27 protein-coding genes are annotated in these 22893 nt (G+C 66.0%); 25 read left to right on the plus strand and 2 right to left on the minus strand.

What is annotated here, in order from left to right; genetic code table 11:
* Positions 1-68: 68 nt before the first annotated feature.
* The 12 genes from A7X12_RS15340 (at position 69) to A7X12_RS15405 (ending at position 9446) form a co-directional block, all read left to right on the plus strand.
* Positions 69-326 (plus strand): hypothetical protein, encoded by a 258-nt coding sequence (locus tag A7X12_RS15340; RefSeq protein WP_062126511.1) that lies wholly within the window; start codon positions 69-71, stop codon positions 324-326.
* 22 nt (positions 327-348) lie between these two features.
* A complete protein-coding gene (locus tag A7X12_RS15345; RefSeq protein ID WP_010409110.1) occupies positions 349-867 on the plus strand; it encodes a hypothetical protein in 519 nt (172 codons plus the stop codon).
* A gap of 113 nt (positions 868-980) precedes the next feature.
* The gene (locus tag A7X12_RS15350) at positions 981-1508 is read left to right on the plus strand and encodes a hypothetical protein (protein WP_033967159.1); all 528 of its coding nucleotides are present in this window, start codon (positions 981-983) and stop codon (positions 1506-1508) included.
* A 165-nt stretch (positions 1509-1673) separates the two neighbouring features.
* Complete coding sequence (locus A7X12_RS15355) at positions 1674-2195, plus strand: DUF736 domain-containing protein (RefSeq protein ID WP_033967161.1); 522 nt, start codon at positions 1674-1676, stop codon at positions 2193-2195.
* Between the two features lie 321 nt (positions 2196-2516).
* Entirely contained in the window at positions 2517-2975 is a 459-nt protein-coding gene (locus tag A7X12_RS15360; protein ID WP_052192542.1) for a hypothetical protein, read from the plus strand.
* A 187-nt stretch (positions 2976-3162) separates the two neighbouring features.
* Complete coding sequence (locus A7X12_RS15365; RefSeq protein ID WP_024310589.1) at positions 3163-3639, plus strand: DUF736 domain-containing protein; 477 nt, start codon at positions 3163-3165, stop codon at positions 3637-3639.
* 268 nt (positions 3640-3907) lie between these two features.
* Positions 3908-4174 (plus strand): type II toxin-antitoxin system Phd/YefM family antitoxin, encoded by a 267-nt coding sequence (locus tag A7X12_RS15370; protein ID WP_010409116.1) that lies wholly within the window; start codon positions 3908-3910, stop codon positions 4172-4174.
* A gap of 136 nt (positions 4175-4310) precedes the next feature.
* Positions 4311-4568, plus strand: a complete 258-nt coding sequence (locus A7X12_RS15375; RefSeq protein WP_062126514.1) for a hypothetical protein — start codon at positions 4311-4313, stop codon at positions 4566-4568.
* A 690-nt stretch (positions 4569-5258) separates the two neighbouring features.
* Positions 5259-5597 (plus strand): single-stranded DNA-binding protein, encoded by a 339-nt coding sequence (locus A7X12_RS15380; RefSeq protein WP_010409121.1) that lies wholly within the window; start codon positions 5259-5261, stop codon positions 5595-5597.
* Between the two features lie 138 nt (positions 5598-5735).
* Complete coding sequence (locus A7X12_RS15385) at positions 5736-6209, plus strand: hypothetical protein (RefSeq protein WP_062126517.1); 474 nt, start codon at positions 5736-5738, stop codon at positions 6207-6209.
* A 573-nt stretch (positions 6210-6782) separates the two neighbouring features.
* Positions 6783-7775: an SLOG family protein gene (locus A7X12_RS15390; RefSeq protein ID WP_037494485.1), complete on the plus strand. Its 993-nt coding sequence runs from the start codon at positions 6783-6785 to the stop codon at positions 7773-7775.
* Between the two features lie 1050 nt (positions 7776-8825).
* Entirely contained in the window at positions 8826-9446 is a 621-nt protein-coding gene (locus tag A7X12_RS15405; RefSeq protein WP_156487318.1) for a hypothetical protein, read from the plus strand.
* A 180-nt stretch (positions 9447-9626) separates the two neighbouring features.
* Here A7X12_RS15405 and A7X12_RS15410 read toward each other — a convergent pair whose 3' ends face one another.
* Positions 9627-9845, minus strand: a complete 219-nt coding sequence (locus tag A7X12_RS15410) for a hypothetical protein (RefSeq protein ID WP_010409132.1) — start codon at positions 9843-9845, stop codon at positions 9627-9629.
* Positions 9846-10480: 635 nt separating this feature from the next.
* Here A7X12_RS15410 and A7X12_RS25620 point away from each other — a divergent pair.
* From A7X12_RS25620 to A7X12_RS15475, 13 genes are all read left to right on the plus strand, one after another.
* On the plus strand, positions 10481-10654 hold the full coding sequence (locus A7X12_RS25620) for a hypothetical protein (RefSeq protein WP_154651477.1): 174 nt from the start codon (positions 10481-10483) through the stop codon (positions 10652-10654).
* On the plus strand, positions 10647-13166 hold the full coding sequence (locus tag A7X12_RS15420; protein ID WP_024310592.1) for a type IV secretion system DNA-binding domain-containing protein: 2520 nt from the start codon (positions 10647-10649) through the stop codon (positions 13164-13166). Before A7X12_RS25620 ends, A7X12_RS15420 begins: the two co-directional genes overlap by 8 nt.
* Before the next feature lie 3 nt (positions 13167-13169).
* On the plus strand, positions 13170-16244 hold the full coding sequence (gene mobF / locus A7X12_RS15425) for a MobF family relaxase (RefSeq protein WP_010409137.1): 3075 nt from the start codon (positions 13170-13172) through the stop codon (positions 16242-16244).
* Positions 16245-16246: 2 nt separating this feature from the next.
* Positions 16247-16483, plus strand: a complete 237-nt coding sequence (locus A7X12_RS15430; protein ID WP_033967468.1) for a hypothetical protein — start codon at positions 16247-16249, stop codon at positions 16481-16483.
* Positions 16484-16795: 312 nt separating this feature from the next.
* Positions 16796-17527 carry a hypothetical protein gene (locus tag A7X12_RS15435; protein WP_010409143.1) on the plus strand — a complete coding sequence of 244 codons (732 nt, stop codon included), beginning with the start codon at positions 16796-16798 and terminating at the stop codon, positions 17525-17527.
* Entirely contained in the window at positions 17514-18275 is a 762-nt protein-coding gene (locus A7X12_RS15440; RefSeq protein ID WP_010409145.1) for a hypothetical protein, read from the plus strand. The genes A7X12_RS15435 and A7X12_RS15440 overlap by 14 nt, the downstream gene beginning before the upstream one ends.
* Before the next feature lie 91 nt (positions 18276-18366).
* On the plus strand, positions 18367-18576 hold the full coding sequence (locus tag A7X12_RS15445) for a hypothetical protein (RefSeq protein ID WP_010409146.1): 210 nt from the start codon (positions 18367-18369) through the stop codon (positions 18574-18576).
* A 26-nt stretch (positions 18577-18602) separates the two neighbouring features.
* Positions 18603-18932: a hypothetical protein gene (locus tag A7X12_RS15450; protein ID WP_010409148.1), complete on the plus strand. Its 330-nt coding sequence runs from the start codon at positions 18603-18605 to the stop codon at positions 18930-18932.
* Complete coding sequence (locus tag A7X12_RS15455) at positions 18925-19782, plus strand: CsgG/HfaB family protein (protein WP_010409149.1); 858 nt, start codon at positions 18925-18927, stop codon at positions 19780-19782. Before A7X12_RS15450 ends, A7X12_RS15455 begins: the two co-directional genes overlap by 8 nt.
* Positions 19779-20933 carry a nuclease-related domain-containing protein gene (locus A7X12_RS15460; RefSeq protein WP_010409151.1) on the plus strand — a complete coding sequence of 385 codons (1155 nt, stop codon included), beginning with the start codon at positions 19779-19781 and terminating at the stop codon, positions 20931-20933. The genes A7X12_RS15455 and A7X12_RS15460 overlap by 4 nt, the downstream gene beginning before the upstream one ends.
* A complete protein-coding gene (locus tag A7X12_RS15465; RefSeq protein WP_010409153.1) occupies positions 20930-21427 on the plus strand; it encodes a hypothetical protein in 498 nt (165 codons plus the stop codon). The genes A7X12_RS15460 and A7X12_RS15465 overlap by 4 nt, the downstream gene beginning before the upstream one ends.
* Positions 21424-21915: a hypothetical protein gene (locus A7X12_RS15470; protein WP_010409155.1), complete on the plus strand. Its 492-nt coding sequence runs from the start codon at positions 21424-21426 to the stop codon at positions 21913-21915. Before A7X12_RS15465 ends, A7X12_RS15470 begins: the two co-directional genes overlap by 4 nt.
* 96 nt (positions 21916-22011) lie before the next feature.
* Positions 22012-22416 carry a hypothetical protein gene (locus tag A7X12_RS15475; RefSeq protein ID WP_010409157.1) on the plus strand — a complete coding sequence of 135 codons (405 nt, stop codon included), beginning with the start codon at positions 22012-22014 and terminating at the stop codon, positions 22414-22416.
* Here the strand turns inward: A7X12_RS15475 and A7X12_RS15480 are convergent.
* Positions 22401-22893, minus strand: a 493-nt coding sequence (locus A7X12_RS15480; RefSeq protein ID WP_332308549.1) for a response regulator, incomplete at its 5' end; no start/stop codon positions are given. The genes A7X12_RS15475 and A7X12_RS15480 overlap by 16 nt on opposite strands.

Below are 22893 nucleotides of genomic sequence, written 5' to 3' on the forward strand. Positions count from 1 at the left end.
CGTTCTACAGTGCCCGGAGCGGAGAGCCGGATGCAGTGAAAGTTGCACGTCCGGTTCGGAGGGGGGCAGTGGGGTGTTCTCTCGTAGACGCCACCCTGCCTACCCTACGGTACGACACCGGCACCTTCGTCCGCGTGATCGCCCTCCATTACCACGACGAGGCCGCGGTCGCGGCGATGCGCCGCGCCAACCGGCTGCTCGAGCGCCTGCAGCGGCATCGCCCGCCGGTGGATTCGGCTGCCTACACCGGCGGACGCTTCCGCGCCTTCAGCTTCTCCGGCCTCCCGCCCACGCGGTTTCCCGCACGTCGCCCGGAATATTCCTGACCCAGCAGAAAGGGACCAGCCCATGTATCGCGTCCATTATTTCGACACCAGCGAAGCCGCGCATGACGCCTGTCTCGATGACGGTCCCTGCATCGAGGAAGGCGACGTTCTCGCCATCCTGTCGGAGGGCGTCATCGGTCTCGCCTCGACCGATCCGATCGCCGTCACCCTCGACCCCGGCGCACTGCGCATCGTCCGCCCGATGGCGATGGACGTGCTGCTAGCAGAACTCGTCCACGGCGCCTCCCAGATCCGCCGCGCGGTCGCGACCGCCCTCCTGCACCATTTGCCCGTGCAGCCCCATTTCCTCGCCTTCGTCGCGCCGGCGCTGCCCTATCCCTATCCGCAGACCGTCGTCGCGCTCTCGTTCGACGATATCATGCTGACGATCGATGCGATCCACCACCGTATCACGGCGCTCGAACGCCGGTTGGGGACACTCGAATCCGACAGCGCGCACGCCTTCTTCCTGCAACGCTCGATCGATCATCTGTCGGCCGCCCGGAAGCGCCTCATGCGACATCCGCGACCGCCTCGCTGAACGGCACGGCATCGCCTCGCGACGATGCCGGCACCGGCTGCGCCGGAAGGAGAGAGGGACCGGATCGGCATCCTGGACATGGGGTCCGGGCATTTTGCCGAAAGGTCACGATCATGTGCATCGATCCCAACGCCGAGCCCGTCGCCTTCGCGCTCGACACCAAACTCTGCCACCTCCTGCCCACGCTGACCGAGCCGCACCGCGAAGCCATCGCCCAGGATCTCGCGCGCACCGCCATCTTCATGGCGACCGCAATGGCGGCCGACATGGCGCAGGACGCGGTGAACGGCCTCGTGCCGATCCCGAAGATGCCGACGCTCGGCAAGCCGCCCGCACCCGCGCTGGTCCCACAGGCGCAAACGCCGCGCGATACCGTGCTGCTGACCCCCGCGGTCGCGCCCGTCGTCACGATCAAGGCCAAAACGACCGACGTCACCGTCGCCGGCTTCGACCAGCGTCAAGGCTACACGTTCGGGATCGACAACAAGTCCGACCGGCTGATCGACATCCGCCACGCCGGCAAATGCTGGTGCATCGATCCGAGCGACGAGGCGACCGACGTCGTCAGCCGCGCGATCGGCGCGCTCGCCGCGGCGCACGCCGATATCGGCACCGCGCTCACCGACCAGCTCGCCCACTGAGCACCGACATCGTCCGCCTGCCGCACGATCCACCGTCCGCGTGAAGACGCGGTCGGTGAGGGGCGCTCATCGCGCCCTGCCCGGCCGAAGGGCCGGGGAGGGGAGGAGGATTGAAGATCGGTGTCGAGGACATGGGGTCCAGCACGACATCACAGGAGACACGTCATGAACATCGGTCAGATCAAGCAGAACGACGCGGGCATTTTCATGGGCCGCATTTCCACCCTCGCCGTCGCGATGACGATCGCGCTCAAGCCGGTCCAGTCGTCCAACCCGCGCGCGCCGCGCTACGAGATCCACGCGCTCACCCCGGGCCGGACGTGGGTGCAGGTCGGGGCGTTCTTCGAACTCACCTCGAACAACACCGGCGAGGCGTTCCTGAACGGCCGCATCGACGATCCGTCGCTCGCCGCGCCGCTGCAGGTCTCGGCCTTCCGCCAGGACGACGGCTCGTACAACGTCGTGTGGCAGCGCGCCCAGAAGCGCCGCGATGTCGGTGCCGCGCTCGGCGTCAAGGCGGATGACGATCTGTCGCCGCCGTTCGGCGCCGATGGCGGCCCGGTCGGCAACGGCCCCGATCACGATGCGGGCACCACCGACAACGGCCTGGGCGAAACCACCGCCCCGGTCGAGGAGCCGGTCGGCAAGGGCCGCGGTCGCCGCCAGCGCGTCGCCGAGGACGCCTGATCCACCCCCGGTGCCGTGCACTCCCTCACGGCACCGCATGGCGCACGGGCGCGCCCCCTTTCGCTCCCGCACGCCGAAACTCGGGGCAACGCCGGCACACGGCGTCGCCCTTTTTTTGCTTCATGGGCTCCAGTCCCGATTCAACACCGTATCGGATCGATAATTTAGCTATTCCTTCGCTTTATCGCCGTATAAGCACAGGATATCGCAGTTCGAACCTGGGCCACGCTCAAGGGAAGGGGGTGATGAATGGATAGCCGGGCGAATGGTGATGACACCGCTCGCGGGACCGGCACGTCCACTTCATCACGAGGTCCCGACATGGCCGACCGCGTCTCCGTCTCCATTACGATCGGGGGGAAACTTCCCGCCGATCGACTGCCCGAACTGTACAAACTCGCCGATTTCTACGGCCTCTCGACCGAATGGGGGGGAGAACCGCTTGAATCCGTTACATCCGGCGAACCCCTGCGCCTCCATGCTCACGAGGTCCAGAACGGCAATATCGAGGATATCGAGGACTTCTGCTGCACCAACGACCTTCCGTTCAGGACGTGGTCGGGAGGCTCGCCCGGGTCGTTCTCGCCCGAGGTTCGGGTCTGGCCAGGTCATGGTCCGCGCGCGATATTCTCGGCCGACGACAACGAAAGCGTCGTGCTGACGCTTCAGGAATACAATGCTCTAGGTGACCTCGCCGCGATCGGTGAGCACTTCCGGTTGGGTGGCTTCAAACCGCCTGCGCTCTCCATCGTCCCGGGAAAGCCTGAGACCGATAGCTAACAGCGCCATCGGCACATCCTCCTGACCTAGCCCGATCCGCGTCCCGCACGCACCACCGTCCGCGTGAAGAACGCGGTCGGTGAGGGGCGCTCATCGCGCCCTGCCCGGCCGAAGGGCCGGGGAGGGGAGGAGGATTGAAGATCGGTGTCGAGGACATGGGGTCCAGCACGACATCAGGAGACACGTCATGAACATCGGTCAGATCAAGCAGAACGACGCGGGCATCTTCATGGGCCGCATTTCCACCCTCGCGGTCGCGATGACGATCGCGCTGAAGCCGGTCCAGTCGTCCAATCCGCGCGCCCCGCGCTACGAGATCCATGCGCTCACCCCGGGCCGGACGTGGGTGCAGGTCGGCGCGTTCTTTGAACTCACCTCCAACAACACCGGCGAGGCGTTCCTCAACGGCCGCATCGACGATCCGTCGCTCGCCGCGCCGCTCCAGGTCTCGGCCTTCCGCCAGGACGACGGCTCGTACAACGTCGTGTGGCAGCGCGCCCAGAAGCGCCGCGACGTCGGTGCCGCGCTCGGGGTCAAGGCGGACGATGGCGAACCCGCGCTGCCTTTCACCGCCGATGGCCGTGACGTGGCGACCTCGGGCGCAGGCGATGACACCGGAGACGGGCTGGGTGCCAGCACCGCGCCGGTCGACGAGAGGGTCTGACCGGCATCGGGCGGCGCTGACGCGTCGCCCGTATCGCCACCTCGACGGGGATCGCTTCATCGCCGAAGCGGTCCCTGTTGCCGTTAGTGCCTGTTGCAGCCGCGCGGTCCGTGGTGTACGGATTGTCTTCCGTTTTACGGAAGATACGGATTCCCATGTAACAGAAAGATGGCCGTTACAACATTGGCAGGACCAGATGAGGGTCCCATCCTGGAGGGACGCAGGGCTTAATCGATCCCCGGCCGCGTAACGAAAGATGAGGGAAACCATGACCCCTACAATCGAAAAGGCCAGATCGACCGACGTGTCGAAGCGGTTCGGCTTCTATTACGACGAGGCGATGACGCATCCGATCGCAATCGAGCGCAACGGCGCTGCCCGCGTGGTCATGCTACCCGCCTCCGAGTTCGAACGCTTGTCCCGCCTCGATCACCTCGCGCTCTCGCCGCAGGAGTTGAGCGATGAAGCCATCCACGCCATCAGGACCGCGACGCCCAGCGCCGGGTCCGTCCAGAACGATCAGTACGTCGATTGAACCGCAAGCCGGTGACCTGATCTGGTATTTCTACCTCTGGCGGCATGAACATAACCGGGGCGACGAGGACGGCTCGAAACTCCGCCCCTGCATGGTGGTTGGCAGCTATCGCTCAGCCGGAAGGCTCCGTGTCCTGATGGTGCCACTGACGACGCGCGATTATTCACCGGCTGCATCCATCCCTCTGCCGCCGCGATTCATTGAGGCCTTCGGCCTCGATGACCGATCACGCATCGTGTGGGACGACGTGAACGATTTCGCATGGGTCGGACCCGACGTTCGCGCCGGTAACGACGGTAGCACCATCATCGCCGAGGTGCCGAGCCGCATCGTACAACGTGTCGCGGCGCTGATCGTCGAGCATCGGATCACCCCCACCCGGCGAACCGAGTAGGCGATCGATCCTCGCCAACCCGAAGGGCGGCGCCCGCAGACACAGCCCGGTTCGCTGGCCGAGTGGAAAGATCATCACGATCGGCGATGATCCCGCAGCCGGGCGGCGCGTAAAGCCGTCGCTGTTCTGCCAGCGGGTATCGGCAGGCGTTTGCCCCCTATGGCGATGAGGACGCCCAGGTCCGATGCGGTTGCCGGCGATCGCCCTGGCGAGGGTCGGCCGTCGGGCGACCTTGCGGCATCCGGTCTCCTTGCCGGTGCGTCGTCGCCCGGGCGCGGCCGTCCTTGTCGAGCTTCGGAGCGGCACCACGTCGGTCAGCGAGCGACGCTGGCGGCACGCCTGCCTTCGCGCCGGGTCGTTCGGGGGTACGGGTCAGGCGACCGACATGAGCGGTTCACGAGGTTTGTCCATGGCAATGCCTGCGGGAACCTTGGGCTGATCGACGGCCCATCCGCCGTTTCGTGTCACCTGCGCCGCGCCCCGGGGCCTCGCAACCCCTTTGGCAGGGCCGTGTTGCCGCGCTTCGCGCGGCTGCCCGCACCACCCCTGCAAAAGGGGTTCCCCTCCGGTCGACCAGGCCCGCCGCCTGCGCGCCGGCCCAGCTCGCCCTCCGGTGCGACGCCCCGAACCGCGACGCCCTTCAGGTGACACCGGCGGACGGACCGCCGACCAACCCAAGGAGGCAATGCCATGAACAACGTGAACCTCGTCGGCCGCCTGACCCGCACCCCCGAACTGCGCGAAGTCAATCGCGCCACCAGCGTCGCGACCATCTTCGTGGCGACCGATCGCCCGAAGCTCAACAAGGACGGCCACACCTACAAAGGCGACGACGGCTTCACCGTCAAGGAGACCGAATACCACAAGGTCACCTGCTTCAACGGCCTCGCCAAGGCGATCGCCGGCAACCGCAAGAAGGGCGACCTCATCGCCATCGAGGGACGCCTGCACTACACCCGCTGGCAGGACAGCGACGGCAACGACCGCTACGGCTGCGAGATCATCGCCGATCGCGCCGAGTTCTACTGACCGGCCAGCGAACCGGGCGGCGCCTGCGGGCGTCGCCCTTCGCGCATGCTTCATCATCGCCCGCGCAGGACGCCTCGCCCACGGTGCTTCGCACCGCGGCCTTGCGCCAGCGCGCGCTCACCTGAAAGGTCCGGCACCATGACCGTCCAGCGCGACATGTTCGACGGCGACCCGTTCGCGCCCGAGCCGATACCTGCGGCACCGGACCCGGTCGCTCGGGTCGACGAGCCGGCACCCGCCGGCGGCGACCACGACGGCAATGCCGTCGCGCTCGCCCCGCTGGCGGTGCCGTGCGGCTTCCGCAACCGTCGCAATGAACCCTGCCGGCGTCTCGCCGAGCGACCCATCCTGATGAACGGCCAGCCCTTCGTCCATCGTGGTCACCAGCTGCTCCAGTGTCCGCGTTCCTGCTGGCTAGACGATGACAGCGCGGTCGAGCCGGACATTGCTGACCGGATCGGTGAAGATATCCGGTTCGCAACCGAACCGGATATCCAGACCGACCCGCACGGCGAGGACCCCGATGCCAACCGCGATCCAGACGACCCGGGAATCCAGGAGATGCCGGATTACGATGCCGGGGATGACGGTGGCGAGTATGAATGGGACTGATCCTGCTGATCCTGCTGTGCTGGCTGTGGGACGGCCGTAGAGGGGCAGGGCGGGGCGTCCCGCCTTGTGGGCGGGACCGGGCTCTATTCGGCCCTGGCGGGCCTCACGGAGCCCCCTGGCGGGGTCTCCGCCCTGCGGGTGACGATCCCTATGCCGGCGCCGGGCGTCCTGCGCGCGGGCGGCGGCAGCTGGCTCGCCCTCCCGGGCTCACTGGCGCTGCCTTTGCGGCGCTGCGCCGTGCCGGCGCATCACCGCCGCCCGTGCTCGGTCCGACCCGGCGTGCCCACCACAACATAATATTTTCTCTCTCTGTGATGAGGAAGTCTGGCATGCGGGGTTGGCGGGCCGTCAAGGACGCGCGGTCCCCCCAATTTTCACGCACCCTTCCGTCTCCGCTTCGCTCCGCCTCCAGGGCACGAGAAAATCGGCTCCCCCGCGCGCGAGCGTTAACCGGGGTCCGCGACCCTGCGGGCCGCGGCTTCCCGGTTAACGTCCCTGACCGCCCTGACCGCCGCATGCCGGATGAGATTCCTCACCGAGAGAAGGTGAGATTTTCAACTCATGGAGGCTATCATGACCAAGTACAGCAACTTCAACGACATGGGCCGCGCGATCAACGAGCGCCGCGCCGACGAGCACACCACCGAGACCTATCAGGGGGCGTTCATCGAGGCGAGCGAGATGGCGAAGCTTTCCATCGTCAGCGAAGCCGAGAAGCTGGACATGCCCGACCCGGAGCAGGCCGCACACGCCGTCGAGCAGATGCTGGCGACGATGTTCGACGTGTTCCGCGACACTCGCATGGAGGAGTTCGCCGCCGACCTCGCATGGGGCTTCGTCAACAGCTTCCACATGGTGGCCAAGCGCATCGAGGGCCGTGAGGATGACGCCGCCAAGAAACTTGGCGACCTGGTGCGCAGCTACGACCCCTCGGAGATCTACGCGGTGGAGCTCGAAGAGACCCAGCTGCTCTGCCAGACCCTCGAGAATTGCGCCGAGGCGATGCGCTGCATGCGGGACCACGCCGGGAACGTGTATCGCGTCGAGACCGGACGGCCCTTCTCGACCGTCCGCGGCAGCAGGGTGTCGTCCAAGCTGACCGCCTCGATGATCGACGGTGCCGACTATCTGGCGGCACGCGCGGCAAAGCGTCGGGACGAGCACAACCCGAGCGGCCCGATTGTCGCCTTCTCGGGCGGCATGGAATGGCACGACCACGAGCAGCTCTTCGAACGCCTCGACCAGATCAAGCGTCGCATCCCGTCGATGGTCCTGATGACCACCGCCATGAACAAGGGTGCCGACGCCATCGCAGCGTCGTGGGCGGCCTCGCGCGAGGTCAAGCTGGTGCGCATGTTCCTCGACAAGCGCCACGGCAACCGGGGCGGGTTCCTCCGCAACGACCGCATCGCCTCGCTGCGTCCCGTCGAAGCGATCGTCTGCGAAGGATCGGGCGTCCAGATCGACTTCGCTCGCAAGTTGCGTACCGCCGGCGTACCGCTCCACGTCTTCCGCAAGGACGGACAGGCACCGGTGCAGCCGAGCCAGCGCAGCCGCCGCGCCTGACGCACCCACGGAAGGGCTCCGGGCAACCGGAGTCCTTCCCCTTTTTTACGTCGCCCTGGGCGGCGCTCCGGGGCATCGAGCCCCATCGCGCCGCGTGGGACTGACCTATCGGTCGATCACGCCACGTTGCCCGCTCGGCACGGCTCGCTCGCGGCAGGGCAATGCCGTCGCATTGCCACTGCCAGCTACGCCTCGCCGGTGCCGGGGTCGATACCGACACCCGTCGCATCGCCTCGCTCGCTTTGCGGTCATCGCTGAATGCGATGACCAGCGCGCTACGCCTCGGCCGATACGACTGGCGATCGTCGTTGAACACCAATCGGCACGCCTCGCTTGCTTCACGGCGATCCCTTCGGATCGCCGGTTCGCTACGCATCGCCGTGCCGATCGCGTTGGCTTATCGACCGCGCCGTCTCGCTCGCATCGCGGCCACGCCTGCGCGTGTCACGCTCGCTACGCATCGACCGGCGCGGTTCAACCGGCGTCACGCTTGCGGCATCAGCACGGCTCGCTGGCGGGCGCGGCGATGCCGTCGCATCGCCTGCACTGCCGCTGCGCATCGCGCCGTGCCGATCGCACCCATTGATCGGCCACGCCGTCTCGCTCGCATCGCGGCCACGCCTGCGCATGTCGCGCTCGCTACGCATCGACCGGCGCGTCTCACCCGGCATGTCGCTTGCCGCATCGGCACGGCTCGCTGGCGGGCGCGGCGATGCCGTCGCATCGCCTGCGCTGCCGCTGCGCATCGCACCGTGCCGATGCCATCGCGCAGGAGCTGACCGGCACGGCTCGCTCGCTTCACGGCGATCCCTTCGGATCGCCGGTTCGCTACGCCTCGCTCGTGCCGATCGCACCCGCTTATCGACCGCGCCCGTCTCGCTCGCATCGCGGCCACGCCTGCGCGTGTCGCGCTCGCTACGCATCGACCGGCGCAGTCCGACCGAAGCCCGGCTCGCTCGCGGTGCCGCAATGCCTGCGCATTGCGAGCACCAGCTACGCATCGCTCGGGCACCCGGTCCTGCGGACCGACCCATGACCCCGTGATCGGCCATGCCGATCCTGACGGATCGGAAGGGGAGGGGAACCGGAGATGATGGTTCCAATGGGAGACAGACCATGTCGATCACCTTCTTCCTCAGCGTCGATCGCAAAGCCGACGCCGCGCCCGCCGTCATCACCGCCCGCCAGCTTGCCGCGTTCCGCGCCTTCGCCCGCGAACGTGGCCAGCTGCTCGAAGACGAGGATGATGACCCGCTCGTGTCGTGCTCGTTCGAAGCTCGCGTCTGCCCCTGGTCGCTCGCGTCGATCTGCGCGATCTTCGATCACGATGTGGGTGTCATCGCCGTGGTCGAGGAAGCCCAGTTCCGTGGCCTCAACGTGCGCTTCTGGCACGATGACGCGACCCGCACGATCACGATGCGCGTCGCCAGCACCCCGGACGGCGCAGCGGAGATCAATCTCGCGAACGGCAACGCCTTCCACGTCCTCGACGCGCTACGACTTTCGGACGATAATTGCGGCAGCATGCCCATCGGGCAACTACGCGAAACACTCGGCCAGCCCTATGTTCGCCGCGACCTTGGTCGCCTCGATGGTCGTTACCTCGAACGCTTCGACACCCTCGCTGCTCAGGCCGACACCAGTGAAGGGATACGCATGGTCTGGGGATAGCCTCCCTCCAGTCGCCATCGCGTCGGGGAGCATCGGGCTTCGCCTCGATGCTCCCCATTCTTATGCCTGAATGGACCGAAGCTTCGCCAACTCGGCCCAAGCATTGAAAAGGGGAGCGCCTAACGGCAGCTCCCCTTCTATTTGCATGATGGGCTTGAGCCCGCTTTCGCGCTGACCCGCTTACGCGGTCAGGCGCTTCACGGTCTCGGCGATCCCGAGTTTCTTGATCGCTCCAATGATCGCGCTGAACTGGGCAGGATCGGCCTTCATCAACCCCGACCGTTCCACCTCCTTCAGCAGCTCCGAACGCTCACGATCGGCCAGTTGCTTGCGGCGTTCGTTGAGCCGCTGTTCGTCCGCCTCAAGCTGTGCCCGTTCCTGCTCGATACTCCGTGCCATATGACCTGCCTTTTCTGATCGTGGATCGGCCTCCATTTCCCACGATGCCAGCACCGCTCCACCGGCACAATAGCGACACTCATAATCGCTCGCTGGTCCGGCTTTACCGGACCAGCATGAGGCGACGGACACTGACCTTCGGCCAGGTCCGTCGTCGGGCGGGATTGCTCCGCCCAATACCCTTCGGTCCAGTCCGGTGGTCGCCTGCCTGCGGCGCTTACTCTCCCGGAACCCAGTCCAATGATCGGACATCCAGCCATGATGCCACCACCACCGCGACAGTCCCTAAGGATTTGCACACCGTACGCGGCACGCCGCAGGTTAAGTGTCTGTAATTTCCGGTGTTTGCAGGGGCAAACATGTTTGCCCCTGCAAACGCCTTGGTGGTTCTCCCCTAAGCGCTTGAGAACGCGCGAAAATCCCTGTTTGCAGAGTGAATGCGTTTTCACTCTATACCTCGGGACCAGGCTGTAGTATTTTCCACTCTCCGAAAACCCCACCAGCCACTTTCAAGTGGGTGGTGAATGTCTAACTCGACGATAGCCTTCAGACTTTCGTCTGAAGAGATTGCGGCACTTGATCGTGTAGCCGCGAAACGGTCGTGCTCCCGGTCTGAGGCCGCGCGCACTGCGCTTATGTTCGGTATCCGTTTCGCTGAGGCCGAGCATACTTTCAACATCACCCGTGCGGTCCTCGTTCTCGAGTACATGCAGGCGGCGATCGACGTGATTATCACACGCGATCACGGCGACGTCGTACCCCAGCTTCGCGAAGCCGCGAAGGAGCGCCTGGCGACGTTCCATGCGTAGCGGCGACATCCGGTTCAACGGTCAGGCGGCGACCGTAAAGCACCATTCCGCGCGGGGGCGAATCACCCGCAACTCGGGCAATTTCACCCGCGGTTCGCAGCTTCTCGCCAGTCAGTACAAGATGACCTGGGCGGGCCTCCAGGTGCCCATCTGGATATGGCTGGGGACGTTCATCGTCCTGTTCAATATCTTCGTCTGGCTGGGCCTCGCCGAGCATGAGTTCCAGCTCGACCTGATGAAGCTCTATTCCGCCATCTGGACGTGGGTCGGCGGGGACAAATTCCACCTCATCAACCTGACCTTGCCAAACGGCATCGTGACCAAGGTTCCGATCGGCTACGTCCCCTACGAACCCCATGTCGTTCATGCCTGGGCGAAGACGGTCAAGATCTTCCTGACGACACTCGTCATGTCGGCCTTCATCGCAGCACCGATCATCATGTGGTTCATCATGTGGGCAAACAAGCGCGGCAGCGACATGCTCCAGGAACGCCACAACCGCGGCGCCCTGTTGGTCGAGCGTGACGTGCTCGTCAAAACTGTCAGCGGCCACAACCGGCGCAAGTTCCGCACCGAGTGCGCCGAACACGATCCGCCGTACGTCCCCGAACTCGTCGCCAAGGCTCCGATCCTCGATCGGATCGACCGGGGCATCCACGTTCCATACACGATCGCCGGCATCCCCTATCCGTGGCGGCTCGAACAGAGCCATACCATGCTCATCGGCACCACCGGCACCGGCAAGACGACCCAGCTGCGCAGCCACGTCTCGCAGCTTCGCGCGCGCGGTCACCGCGCGGTCATCTTTGACCTGACCGGCGTGTTCGTGGAGACGTTCTACAACCCAGAAACCGACGTCATTCTCAACCCTATGGACGAGCGTTGCGCGCCGTGGACGCTGTTCGACGAATGCCGCAACTATGCCGACTTCGTTTCGGCCGCATCGGCCCTCATTCCCTCGCATCCCGACGACAAGGAACCGTTCTGGCAGAACGCCGCGCGGATGCTCTTCATCGAGATGTGCCTGAAGCTTCAAGAGATGGGTGAGGCGAACAACGCCGCGATCGCGCACCACCTGATGCAGGCCGATCTGAAGTCGATCAACGCCAAGCTCGATGACACCATCGCCGCCCCGCTGACGACCGAGAAAGCCGCCCGCATGGCGGAATCGATCCGCTCGGTTCTGAACGTCAACGGACAGGCGCTACGCTTCATGCCGGACCCTGTCCCGGGCGGCCCGCCCGCCTTCTCGATCCGCGACTGGATCGCGACCGACAATCGCGACGGCTCGATCATGTTCATCACCGGCTCGTACAACGACCTCGAGATGACCCGCGGTCTGTTCACGCTGTGGATCGATCTGGCCGTCAACAACCTCATGCGCCTGCCCAAGACCCGTGACCTGCGGACCTGGTATCTGTTTGACGAAGTCCATGCGCTTCACGCGCTTCCTGGTATCGAGCATGGCCTCCAGTCGGCCCGCAACTTCGGCGGTGCGTTCGTCCTTGGGATCCACTCGTTCGACAAGCTGGTCGCGACCTATGGCTTGCAGAACGCGACCGCGCTCACCGGACTTGCGCGCACCAAGCTGATCCTCGCCACCGCCGATCGAACCACAGCCGAAAAGTGCTCCGAGTTCATCGGCAGCCGCGAGGTCCGCCAGATGGATGAGGCCTACAGCTACGGCTACAACAACACCCGCGACGCCTCGACCCTCACGCCTCGCACGGCGATCGAGCCGCTGGTCATCCCCGACGACATCAACAACCTGCCGTCGCTCCACGGCTTCGTGAAGTTTCCCGATGGATTTCCTGCTGCGCGGATCGAACTCAAATACCGCTCCTATGCCGAGGTCGCGCCGGGGGCGGTGCCCCGCAAGAACTTCAAGCCTACCGAATACGTCTCGCCGGAAGACCGGCGTCGTCAGAACACCCGGAACAATGGCGCGGATGAGGGGGGTGAGGGTGGCCGCGAGCATACCCCCACACGGCCTGTGGGGGGCGTGGAGGCGAAGGAAAGGCAAGAGCCGGACCTGACCGCCTCGCAGCCCGAGAAGCCGCGTAGCGAGGCTGAAAAGGCGGCTGCGGCGATGGAGGTCACCGGGTCGCTGCCGGTGGTGATCGATCAGATAACCGGCAAGGGCGTCGCCAGCAGCCCGACCGGCGTCGATGCCGTCCGCGCGTCGGATGCCGCAACGAGGGTCGGGGGCGAACCTTCCAAGCCTGTGACGGGAGGTTCATCCAGTCTGGATGCCCAACTCGGCGGCATGGGCATGTCCCCGATCGAGAACCGTGCGGGTCCGCAGAGCGGGGTGGATCCGACGCGCGGCGAGGCGTCACGCCATGCCCCGGAAAGCCGGTCCGATCGCGGTGATGCCGATCGCCACGAGGACCAGGCGACCCGCGAATTGCGCGATGGGTTTGCGACGCAGCGCGACCCCGATCACCACCATCGTCATCACGGCCCGGATCATTCGCCGGAGATCGATGACGACATGGACATGGGGATGTAGCCGATGCTGTCGGTCGCTTCCGTCAAGTCCGCCTCCGGCGCGGCGCAGTATTTCGCCAAGGACGATTACTACACCGCCGAGCATTCGTCCGAGGCGACCGCCTGGGGCGGGGTGGGCGCGGCCGACCTTGGCCTCAAGGGCGAGGTGACCAAGGAAGACTTCGAGAAGATCCTCAACGGCGAGATGCCCGATGGCGAAAAGGTCGGGCAGGTCGAGGGTCGCAGGCTCGGTGTCGACCTGACCTTCTCGATGCCGAAGTCCGCCAGCGTAATGGCCTATGTCGCTTGCGACACCCGTGTCCTCACCGCGCATATGAACGCCGTAAAGGCGACGATGGGATGGGTCGAGAAGACCTTCGCCGAAGGCCGCACCTACGATCAGTCCAGGTCAGGGGATGCGGTGCGAACCGGCAACCTCGTCTATGCGCTGTTCCAGCACGACACGAGCCGCGCTCTCGATCCGCAGGGCCACATCCACGTCCTTATCGCCAACATGACCAAGATGGCGAACGGGGCATGGCAGGCGCTCCACAACCAGCAGCTCTGGAAGAACAACACCACGATCGGCGCGGCCTATCACGCCCAGTTTCGCGCCGAGCTGGCAAAGATCGGCTACGAAACAAGCGTCACCGGCAAGCACGGCCAGTTCGAGATCGCCGGCGTGCCTAAGGAGGTGATCGACACCTTCAGCCAGCGGCGCGCCGATATCCTGGCGAAAGCCGGCGAGCTCGGTGTCACCTCCGCCGAGGCGTTGCGCAAGGTGACCAACAATACCCGCGACGCCAAGCTGAACGTCGAGGATCGCGATGCCCTGCGCCAGGAATGGCGTGACCGGGCGGCCGCGCTCGGATTCGACGGCAAGGCACTGGTCGATGCCGCGCGCGAGCGTGCTGGCGCCAGCGGCCTCGATGCCCAGCCACGACCGATGGAGCGCCTCGGTGACGTCCTGGCCAATCTCCGCGAAAGCCTGGGCGAGTTATTCCGACCCGCCGATCCGCTCGTCGCCAGCGGCCTCGACCGGCTGCGCATCGCGCCGGTGGATCTGCGCGCCCAGCACGCCGTCGCCTCCGCGATCCGCATCCATGCCCAACGCGAAGCCGCGTTCGCGGTGCCGGACATCACCAGGACCGCGCTCGACCTCGGGCTGAAGGGTGTCACCGCCGCGCATGTCGACGCGCGCGTCTCCGAGCTCATCCGCAACGAGAAGCTGATTCCGGGCAAGGATGACCGGATCGACAGCGTCGTCACCCATGTCACGACGCCCGAGGCGCTCGCGACGGAGCGCGGCATCCTTGCAGAGATCGAGCGCGGCAAGGGGGAGGGGCGGGTGATCGTCTCCGCCGACACCGTTATCGAGCGGATCAACGCCGCATCGGGCGACAAGGAACTCAATGCAGGGCAGATGGCGGCCGCGACGATGGCGCTCACTTCCGCCGATCGCATCGTCGCGGTCCAGGGCGTCTCGGGCGCCGGCAAGTCGACCATGCTGGCGAGCGTCGCGCGCAATGTCGAGCAGGAAGGCGGCAAGGTGGTCGGTCTCGCGCTCATGAAGGCGACCGCCGATCGTCTCGGCGCCGAAGCCGGCATCGAGAGCCGCACCGTGTCCTCGTTCGTCCACAGCTATGCCCGCCACGCGCTCGCTGGGAAGGGCGCGGGCTATGACGGCGCGCGAGACGCGCTCGCCGGCACCACGCTCATCCTCGACGAAGCCTCGATGGTCGGCTCGGAGCAGATGAAGCACCTGGTCGGCATCGCCAATGCGCTCGGCGTCGATCGCTTCCTGATGATCGGCGATCGCCAGCAGATCACCGCGGTCGACGCCGGCAAGGCGTTCGCGCTCGCGCAGGCCGGCGGGATCACGCTGGCGCGGATGGACGAGAATCTGCGCCAGCGCACCGAGCAGCTGCGCACCGTCGCCGCGCTGACCAACCGCGGCGAGGTGCGCGAGGCGATGGCGATGCTCGGCGACAAGGTCACCGCCAACCCCGAGCATGTGAAGGCCGCGGCCGAACACTGGCTGGGCCTAACCCCCGAACAGCGCGAGACCACCGCGATGTTCTCGTCGGGCCGCGTCGCGCGCGCAGAGCTCAACGTGCGCATCCAGGACGGCCTCGCCGCGGAGGGCACGTTGAAAGGGGACGGCGTCGTCACCCCGGTCCTCGACAAGGTCAACGTCACGCGCGAGGAACTCCGCTACGCGCATACCTATAAGCCCGGCCAGGTGATCGACCTGCGCCATGCCATGCGCGAGCTCGGCCTCAGCCCCGGCACCTATGACGTGCTCGGCGTCGACGCGAAGGGGCGCGTTCAGGTCCAGATCGGCAACCGGGTACGGACCTTCGATCCGCAGAAGATATCGCCGGTCGACAAGACCGACGCGATGCAGCTCGCCCAGCGCGAGCAGATCAAGCTGCATGAGGGCGACAAGATCCGCTGGACCCAGAACGACAAGGACCGCGGCCTCAACAACAACGATATCGCCCGCGTCGTCTCGGCCGACCCGTCGGGGATCAAGGTGGAGGCGAGCGACGGCACCCTCCACGAGCTGAAGGCGGGCGATCCGATGATGGAGCGGATCAGCCTCGCCTACGCGCTCAACATGCACGCGGCGCAGGGCATCACCACCGACACCGCGATCGCGGTGATGAGCCACAGGGAATCGAACCTCTCCAACCAGCGGCTGTTCAACGTCACCGTCACGCGCGTCCGCGACGACATCCAGCTGTTCACCGACGACCGCGAGAAGCTGACCGCCGCGATCGAGCGCAACGAGGGCAACAAGACCTCGGCGCTCGAGACCACCGGCGCGCTGTCGATCGACCCCGATCGCGGCGCTGCCGGCGCAGCCACGAAAGCCGGCGCGGGCGAGACGTTCAACCCTTCGCTGCCGCCCGACCTCGATCGCGGACCGGAGAAAGTCGGAGGCGAGCCGAGCGCAGATACAGCCCGCCCCTCGACCGGCGGCAAGATCGACATCCGTACCGATCCCTCGCTCGACCTCTCCCGGTTCAGCGTCCCGGTCGAGCCCAAAGGGCCTGAACTTCCCTACCCCGAAAAGGACATCGGACTGGAGCTATGAGCATGACCACATCACCACCGACCTGGGACCAGGTGATCGCCACCAAGCACTGGCACGCCTGCGACCTCGACACTCATACGCTCACGCAATGCAGCCAGCTCGCGCGGCGCGACGATGCGCTCGACTGGGGCGGCGAAACGCTTGCGATGGCCGCGATTTTCGGCCTGACCTACGTCTTACTCCTGCCGCTCACCCGCGCGCTGCGTGCCCTCCGGGTCCGGTCCGAGCCAGCACGATGAGCCTCGCCGACCGCGACTATATGCACGGGCCTCCCCGCATCGGTCGGACCTCGCGGCTCGACACGCCGCCCTGCGACGCGATCGAGGGAACGGCCGAGTATGGCCATCAGGCCCGCAGGAAGCCCGTGGAGCCACGGTCAACCGCACCACGCATGATCGTCCCGCTGACGCGCCGGTTGCGTCAGGCGGGACTCCTGGCGGCCGCGGTGGCGGCTTTCACCTTCGCCTGGGCGGTCGGATGCGGAATCGTCAGCGCGTCGCTTCACACCGATGGTGGAATTTTCGTTCCGCCCGCAACCCAAGGTACGCCCGGTGGACGGTAGTTTCCCTTTTCGCTTCCGGCGCCAACCCGAGCCGACGCACGCGACCCTCACGATCGCCGAAACCGCGGATCTGACGGAAGCGGCGCTTGAAGCGGTCCGCGCCGGTGACGGGGGCCGGCTCGCGGTATTCGGCGATGGCGACGCGATCGCCGAACTCGCCGACCAGGTCCGCGACCAGCTGATCGACCCCGCGCGCGGCAACTGGGACTTCTTCGCAGACCATCCGAGCGACTATGCACGCTCGTCCGCGATCGAAGCGTTCCTTCCCGACGATCCTGACGTTTGCTCGGGCTACACCTGCGCTTCGCGCTATGTGCTGCTCCGCGCGATCCAGCATGCCGGCGATGAACCTGGTGCGACCCTTTCGGCCGTCCGCGATCTGATACGGGATCTCCCGCCGGAAGCCGTCGCAGAGGCGGCGGGACACGATTCTGGAAACGGTCACGCCCTGCGTTGGGGAATGACCGTGCTGGCCGGCGTGCGACGAGCGACCCACGCTTTCGCCGACCACGACCGGCTGATGCCCAGGATCTCCATCGCGCGCTGGCTGGCAGGATCGGCGTCGACCATCCTGTTCGTACGACGCGAACCTGGACTGACTTCGAGCGAGGTTGTCGCCGTCGAGGCCTCGCTGCGCGATCACGCGATGCTGTCCAGAATGGACGTGTTTCCCCTGGCTCTCCCCTCGCAGTCGATGGAGGTGGTCGATGGGCATCGATGATCGCGACTATATGCGCGATCGCTACCGCAAGCGGCAGGGGCTCGATCCCGGTGCGACGCAATGGAACGATCGCAAGGCACGGGTCGAGCTGAACCGCTTCGGGTTCAGGAAATCGGTGCCGCTGGGGAGCGCGAGCTGGATATCTGGCGGATCGAAAGGGTCGTGGTTCGAAGCCAGGAACAGGGGCCACGATTATCAGCGCGGTCGATGGCGGCCCCGCCCGCGCTTCACGCCGGCCCCTTACTGGCAGGCGCTGGGCGTCGGTGTTGCCATCGCACTGGTCCTTGCGGCCTGGGCCGGGCAGGGCCAGATCAAGCGCGCAACCTCCAGCCTGTTCGCGTCAATCGTGGGGACGAACACCGGTTTTCCGGAATCGGGAACGGTCGCCGTCTCCTCCAGCGTCGACCTGCGAACCGTCAGAAGCCACCTGACCATTCAGGGTGCGGCAGACAATAGCATCGTCCAGCTGCTCGATCCGGCGACGGCGAAGAACCGGCTGTCGGTCTATGTCCGCGCCTTCGAGCGTGTCACCGTGCCAGCCCCGCTCGGCCAATATCGCGTCCGCTTCATCCACGGCCGCGAATGGGCAGATTCTCGGACCTTCTTCGGCAAGGGCACGCTGCACGACGAGGTTGCCGGCGTGATGCTGTTCACGCGACGGGTCGGGCACACGCTCGATCTTCGTCTGGGGGCCGACAGCAATCTCGTGGTCCGGCGCATCGCCGCCAAACCGGCCTCGATCCAGTGACACTGTCCTTCATCCACGCGCGGGGATTTCGCATCGCACCGCCAGGACCGGCCCCCGCGCGCCGGCACGGCGATCAACCGGGACAGGAGACATGAGCAACTGGGATTTCGAGGAAATGGGCGAGTTCGGCTCGGATGCCGACGCAGACCGCTGGGCGAAGCGCAACAACATCGCCCCGCAGGATGTCCGCATTCGCCGCAAGGGGGACGGGGTTGAGCTGGAGGTCCGGCGCTCGGCGCTGGGCGACAGCAGCGCCCGCCACGATGACCGTCGCGACGGCCGACGCAACGGTTTCTTCTGAAAACGGCCAGGGAAGGAGTACACACGATGAAACTGAAGATGATCGCCGCGCTGGGGCTTGCCGCCCTCTCCGTGGCCTTGCCGTCGGCCGCCAGCGCGCAGTCGTCGGCGCCGGTCCTGCTCGCGATGGCGAGCTTCGCCGGAAGTCATGCCGGCACCGATGCCGCGCGCGAGGTCGAGGCGAAGAAGGCGCGCTATCGCGCGCACGCGCTTCACAACGGCAAATGCAAGGACTGCGCGGACTGTCCCGACTGCAAGGACTGTGACGAAGCCGCGAAGAAAGTTGCGGCGGACGAGGAGCGTGCCGGGATCTGCGATCCCGCAGCGCATGCGAAGAAGGCGGGCGCCGGTGCTTGATCGCACCCGCATGCTCGTCGTGACGGCCGCGCTCGCGGCCGTCACACCTTCAATGGCCCACGCCCAGAAGCTGGGGCAGGGCGGCACCGGCGTCGACGAGACGACCGCCGTGCCGCAATGCCAGGTGCCGCTCGGCGTTGCCGCGCTGGTTGAGGAGAAGGCCGCCAACCCGGCCGATGGCCTGTCGCCGCAACTGCAGGCGCTCATGCGCATGGCGGAGATGCAGAACGGCGGTTCGACCGCGCGCGTCGACGCGCTGCCACTGGTCAAGCTGATGATCGCGCGATCCAATTGCTTCCGCGTCGCCGATCGCGGCGAGGCGTTCAGCGCGCTCGAACGCGAACGCGCGATCAATGGCGGGACTGCCACAACCCGGCCTGTCACCAAGGCGGATTATCTGATCGAGGTGAAGGTGGTCTATTCCGACGCCAAGTCGCGTGAGAGCGGGGGCGGGGTCGGCGGTGTGTTCGGCGGGGCGGTCGGGCTCAAGTCGAAGACACTCGAAAGCCAGGTGCTGATGACGCTGGTCGACGTGAACACCGGCATCCAGGAAGCGGTCGCCAGCGGGTCGGCGCGCAAGAAGGATATCGGCGTCGTGGGCGGTGGGCTGTTGCTCGGCCTTGGCGTGGGTGCGCTCGGTGGAAGCTACGCCTCGACCGACATCGGCAAGATCACCACGCTGGCGACGCTCGATGCGTTCCGCAAGCTGATCGAGGATGCACGGCCACGGCTCGAGGCGAGGCTGGTGCCGGCCAAGCCGCCCGCAATGGTGCCTCCCGCCTCCGCGCCGCTACCGGCGCAGGCGGTTCAACCGCTGCCGCAGCCAAATCCGGGAACGCCGAAACGATGATCCGCAAGAAATCGACCCGCGCGGCCGAGATCGCATTTGCCGACGAAGTGATGGCGTCCGACGAGTTCGCGGCTCTCCCCGAGCGCGTGCGATCGACGGTGCGGAACCATCGCCAGGGGATGCGGGGCGAGCGCGAGACCGCCTATATGCTCGATCACCAATTCGGGCCTGACAACGACCGCAACCTGCTTATCCACGATCTGCGCCTGCCGGACGGGCAGGGCGGGTTCGCGCAGTTCGATCATATCCTGCTGTCGCGGGCGTCGCGCACCGCCTCGATCTTCGAATCCAAGAACTACTCTGGCCGGATCTCGAAGAACGAGCATGGCGAATGGATGGTCTGGTATCGCTCGCAACGTCAGCCGCAGAACATCCCCAATCCGGTCGAACAGGCCAAACGACAACGCAAGGTGCTGCAGGCGTGGCTGAAGCGAAAAGGGCATGACAGGGCGTTCGCGGAGGTCGGCGTATTCGTGTCCGTTCCGCCCACCGCGATGATCGACCGTTCCAAAATCGGCAGCGACGAGCCGATCTACAAATGCGACAACCTTTACAAAGCCTGGGTGCCGTTCGGCGGGTCATCGCCCCTGGGACGAATGTTTTCGACCGGCGTCACCGCCGCGCAGATGGTCGAGATCGCCGACCAGCTCATCGCCGACCATGTCCAGGAGGGCGATATCTATACCCGCCTCGGCATCGTTCCTGACAGCACGGACGCCGCCGATACGTCTCATACCGGCGACCCGTCTGGGCCGATCAACATGCCCATCGTCCAGGCCGCGTCTGTGCCGGAATTGCCGCCGTACGTCGAGGCAGAGCCTGTCACTGTTCATCCGGCGCAAAGTCCCTCCACATCGGTAGCGGTTGAATGCACCGTTTTGGAGGTATCGCCCCCTGCCAAGGCGGTTCCCGTCAAGGCGGGCGCACCTATCGAGGTATGCGCCGGGATCGTCGAGCGGACACTGCCAGATGGCCGCATCGCATTCAGGGCCGCGCGCGACGATGAGATCGGCAGGGAGGTTCTTTCCGCGTTGTGCAAGGGCAAGGCGATCTGGAACCCGAGATTCTCCAACTGGATCTGCGTGCCCGACGTCGCCGACGTGATCCGGGCTGCACTTCCCGATGCGATCAGGGTCGGCCACGTCGCATGAATATGATCAGCCTGCCCCGGCCCGAATGCCCGTATTGCCATGAGGCGATGCGCCGCTGGCCGCTGGGGCAGCACATGCTGGTCTGCGACACCTGCCGCCGTCCGATCGTGCGCTACCTCGCTGCGCCCTCGCGTCGGATCTTTCGGCTGCGCCCGCTCTACAGCGTCATCAACGCCATCGCGCTGTTCATTCTGGTCGCGACCTTTCTCGCCATCGTGATCGCCCGCGCCGACATCCGGCATATCATGCTGGCCGTCGCGATCCCCATCGCGATGTTCGGCGCGAGCGATATCGGCGATGGCTGGCTGTCCTGGCGTACCTCGCTCGATCGAGGGTGGAACCACCTTCGCAAGGGTCGCAAGGCGCGGCTGATCGGGCTGGCACGCGCAGCGTTCGGCATCGCCGGCTGTGCTGTCGCCATCTTCGGGCTACTTGCCTACGGCGACATGACCACTCCACGAAAACCGCTTGCCCATCAGGCTGGTCGGCCATGATTCCCTTCTGCCTGATCCTGGGCGACAGCACCGCGGTCGGCACGGCGCAGGCATTGGCAGCACAGGGCATACGCTGCGAGGTTCATGCGCGCGTGGGTGCCGGTTCGGCCGAGATCGAGCGGCGGGTGAGGGGCGCTTCGGCCGCCACCGTCGCCCTCATCGCACTCGGGTCGAACGATGCCGCCAGTCCGGCGCTCCCAACCAACCTTCTTGCGCTCAGGCGGCGAACCACCGCCGTCAAGGTGGCCTGGCTTGCCCCCTACGACCTGCGCGCGTCATCCATTGTCACGTCGATCGCGGCACGTTTCGGCGACACCGTCATCCCGCTGCGGGCGCAACCGAGCCGGGATGGCATCCATCCGGTCAGCTATCGCCCCGTCGCCAAGTCGCTGCGGTGGGGGGCGGTCGCCCCCTTCAGAGCCGGCGTAGCGCCGGCGCCGATCGCGCGCGCGACCGTGCTGGTGATGAGCAGCCCACTCGGGTCGTGATCGCCATCTTCATGCCGCGAGCATCGGTCGCCGGAACCGAACGGCTCGACTCAATCCCGCTGGAACAAATCCGGCCCATATGACAGGCTGAACGTCATGGACCATCGCATCACCCACACCTGCGGCCATGAGCAAACCCATTTCATTGCCGGGTTCGCGTCGCAGCAGGAGCGCAAGGCCACCTGGCTGCGCACGACGGTCTGCGGCGCGTGCTACCGCAAGCAGCGCCAGGAAGAGAACGAGCGCGACGCCGCGGCCTCGCAACAAGCCGTTGCCCATCTGTCGCTGGCGCCGCTCAACGGCTCGGAACGACAGGTCAGCTGGGCAACGACCATTCGCGCGAAACGGATCGCCTTGCTGCGCAAGGATCAACCTCTCGATAGCGTCGAAACCGGCGCGGCGCTGCTCGGCATCGCGGACGCCAAATGGTGGATCGACAACCGCGACGCGACCGACGCGCAGTTGCTCGCCTCGGCAGGGGTGGCTCAGGCTCCCGGCTGAACCGGCGTCGTCACCGCATTCTTCAGCGGCGCGGGCTTCTTGCCGTCAGGCAGCGTCCTGCGGAGGTGCTCGTGGACGATCGCAGCCGAGAAGGGCTTCGGGATGAACGTCGCCTTCTCGGGCATGTCACCCGGATTGGGACGGATATTGCCGCTGGCGATCACGATCTCGATCCAGGGCCAGTGCTGTGCGACATGACGCGCCAGCGCAAAGCCGTTGATCGATCCCGGCATCTCGACATCGGAGAACAGCAGGATGGTGTTGTCGGCCTGCTCCTCCAGCAGCACGATCGCGGTATCGCCGTCCATCGCCTCATGACAGCGAAAGCCGGCGTCCTCCAGGATCAGCGTCATGTCCATCAGGATGATCGGGACGTCATCGACCGCGAGCGCGAAAGGTACGGTCGAAGTGTTCATCACCTCTACAACCGCCTGTATCTGTAGGCGCTTGCAATCGTAACTGGCGCAGTAGATGTCG

The organism is Sphingomonas sp. TDK1, from assembly GCF_001650735.1.
Classification (GTDB): Bacteria; Pseudomonadota; Alphaproteobacteria; order Sphingomonadales; family Sphingomonadaceae; genus Sphingomonas.

Excerpts from the sequence above, each read along its gene's own strand:
- A7X12_RS15475 (WP_010409157.1), top strand. The coding sequence starts at position 22,012 with ATGGACCATCGCATCACCCACACCTGCGGCCATGAGCAAACCCATTTC.
- A7X12_RS15360 (WP_052192542.1), top strand. The coding sequence starts at position 2,517 with ATGGCCGACCGCGTCTCCGTCTCCATTACGATCGGGGGGAAACTTCCC.
- A7X12_RS15410 (WP_010409132.1), bottom strand. The coding sequence starts at position 9,845 with ATGGCACGGAGTATCGAGCAGGAACGGGCACAGCTTGAGGCGGACGAA.
- mobF (WP_010409137.1), top strand. The coding sequence starts at position 13,170 with ATGCTGTCGGTCGCTTCCGTCAAGTCCGCCTCCGGCGCGGCGCAGTAT.
- A7X12_RS15380 (WP_010409121.1), top strand. The coding sequence starts at position 5,259 with ATGAACAACGTGAACCTCGTCGGCCGCCTGACCCGCACCCCCGAACTG.
- A7X12_RS15470 (WP_010409155.1), top strand. The coding sequence starts at position 21,424 with ATGATTCCCTTCTGCCTGATCCTGGGCGACAGCACCGCGGTCGGCACG.
- A7X12_RS15430 (WP_033967468.1), top strand. The coding sequence starts at position 16,247 with ATGACCACATCACCACCGACCTGGGACCAGGTGATCGCCACCAAGCAC.
- A7X12_RS15440 (WP_010409145.1), top strand. The coding sequence starts at position 17,514 with ATGGGCATCGATGATCGCGACTATATGCGCGATCGCTACCGCAAGCGG.
- A7X12_RS25620 (WP_154651477.1), top strand. The coding sequence starts at position 10,481 with ATGTTCGGTATCCGTTTCGCTGAGGCCGAGCATACTTTCAACATCACC.
- A7X12_RS15405 (WP_156487318.1), top strand. The coding sequence starts at position 8,826 with ATGCCGATCCTGACGGATCGGAAGGGGAGGGGAACCGGAGATGATGGT.
- A7X12_RS15345 (WP_010409110.1), top strand. The coding sequence starts at position 349 with ATGTATCGCGTCCATTATTTCGACACCAGCGAAGCCGCGCATGACGCC.
- A7X12_RS15355 (WP_033967161.1), top strand. The coding sequence starts at position 1,674 with ATGAACATCGGTCAGATCAAGCAGAACGACGCGGGCATTTTCATGGGC.
- A7X12_RS15375 (WP_062126514.1), top strand. The coding sequence starts at position 4,311 with ATGGTGCCACTGACGACGCGCGATTATTCACCGGCTGCATCCATCCCT.
- A7X12_RS15465 (WP_010409153.1), top strand. The coding sequence starts at position 20,930 with ATGAATATGATCAGCCTGCCCCGGCCCGAATGCCCGTATTGCCATGAG.
- A7X12_RS15370 (WP_010409116.1), top strand. The coding sequence starts at position 3,908 with ATGACCCCTACAATCGAAAAGGCCAGATCGACCGACGTGTCGAAGCGG.
- A7X12_RS15450 (WP_010409148.1), top strand. The coding sequence starts at position 18,603 with ATGAAACTGAAGATGATCGCCGCGCTGGGGCTTGCCGCCCTCTCCGTG.
- A7X12_RS15460 (WP_010409151.1), top strand. The coding sequence starts at position 19,779 with ATGATCCGCAAGAAATCGACCCGCGCGGCCGAGATCGCATTTGCCGAC.
- A7X12_RS15420 (WP_024310592.1), top strand. The coding sequence starts at position 10,647 with ATGCGTAGCGGCGACATCCGGTTCAACGGTCAGGCGGCGACCGTAAAG.
- A7X12_RS15445 (WP_010409146.1), top strand. The coding sequence starts at position 18,367 with ATGAGCAACTGGGATTTCGAGGAAATGGGCGAGTTCGGCTCGGATGCC.
- A7X12_RS15365 (WP_024310589.1), top strand. The coding sequence starts at position 3,163 with ATGAACATCGGTCAGATCAAGCAGAACGACGCGGGCATCTTCATGGGC.
- A7X12_RS15350 (WP_033967159.1), top strand. The coding sequence starts at position 981 with ATGTGCATCGATCCCAACGCCGAGCCCGTCGCCTTCGCGCTCGACACC.
- A7X12_RS15385 (WP_062126517.1), top strand. The coding sequence starts at position 5,736 with ATGACCGTCCAGCGCGACATGTTCGACGGCGACCCGTTCGCGCCCGAG.
- A7X12_RS15390 (WP_037494485.1), top strand. The coding sequence starts at position 6,783 with ATGACCAAGTACAGCAACTTCAACGACATGGGCCGCGCGATCAACGAG.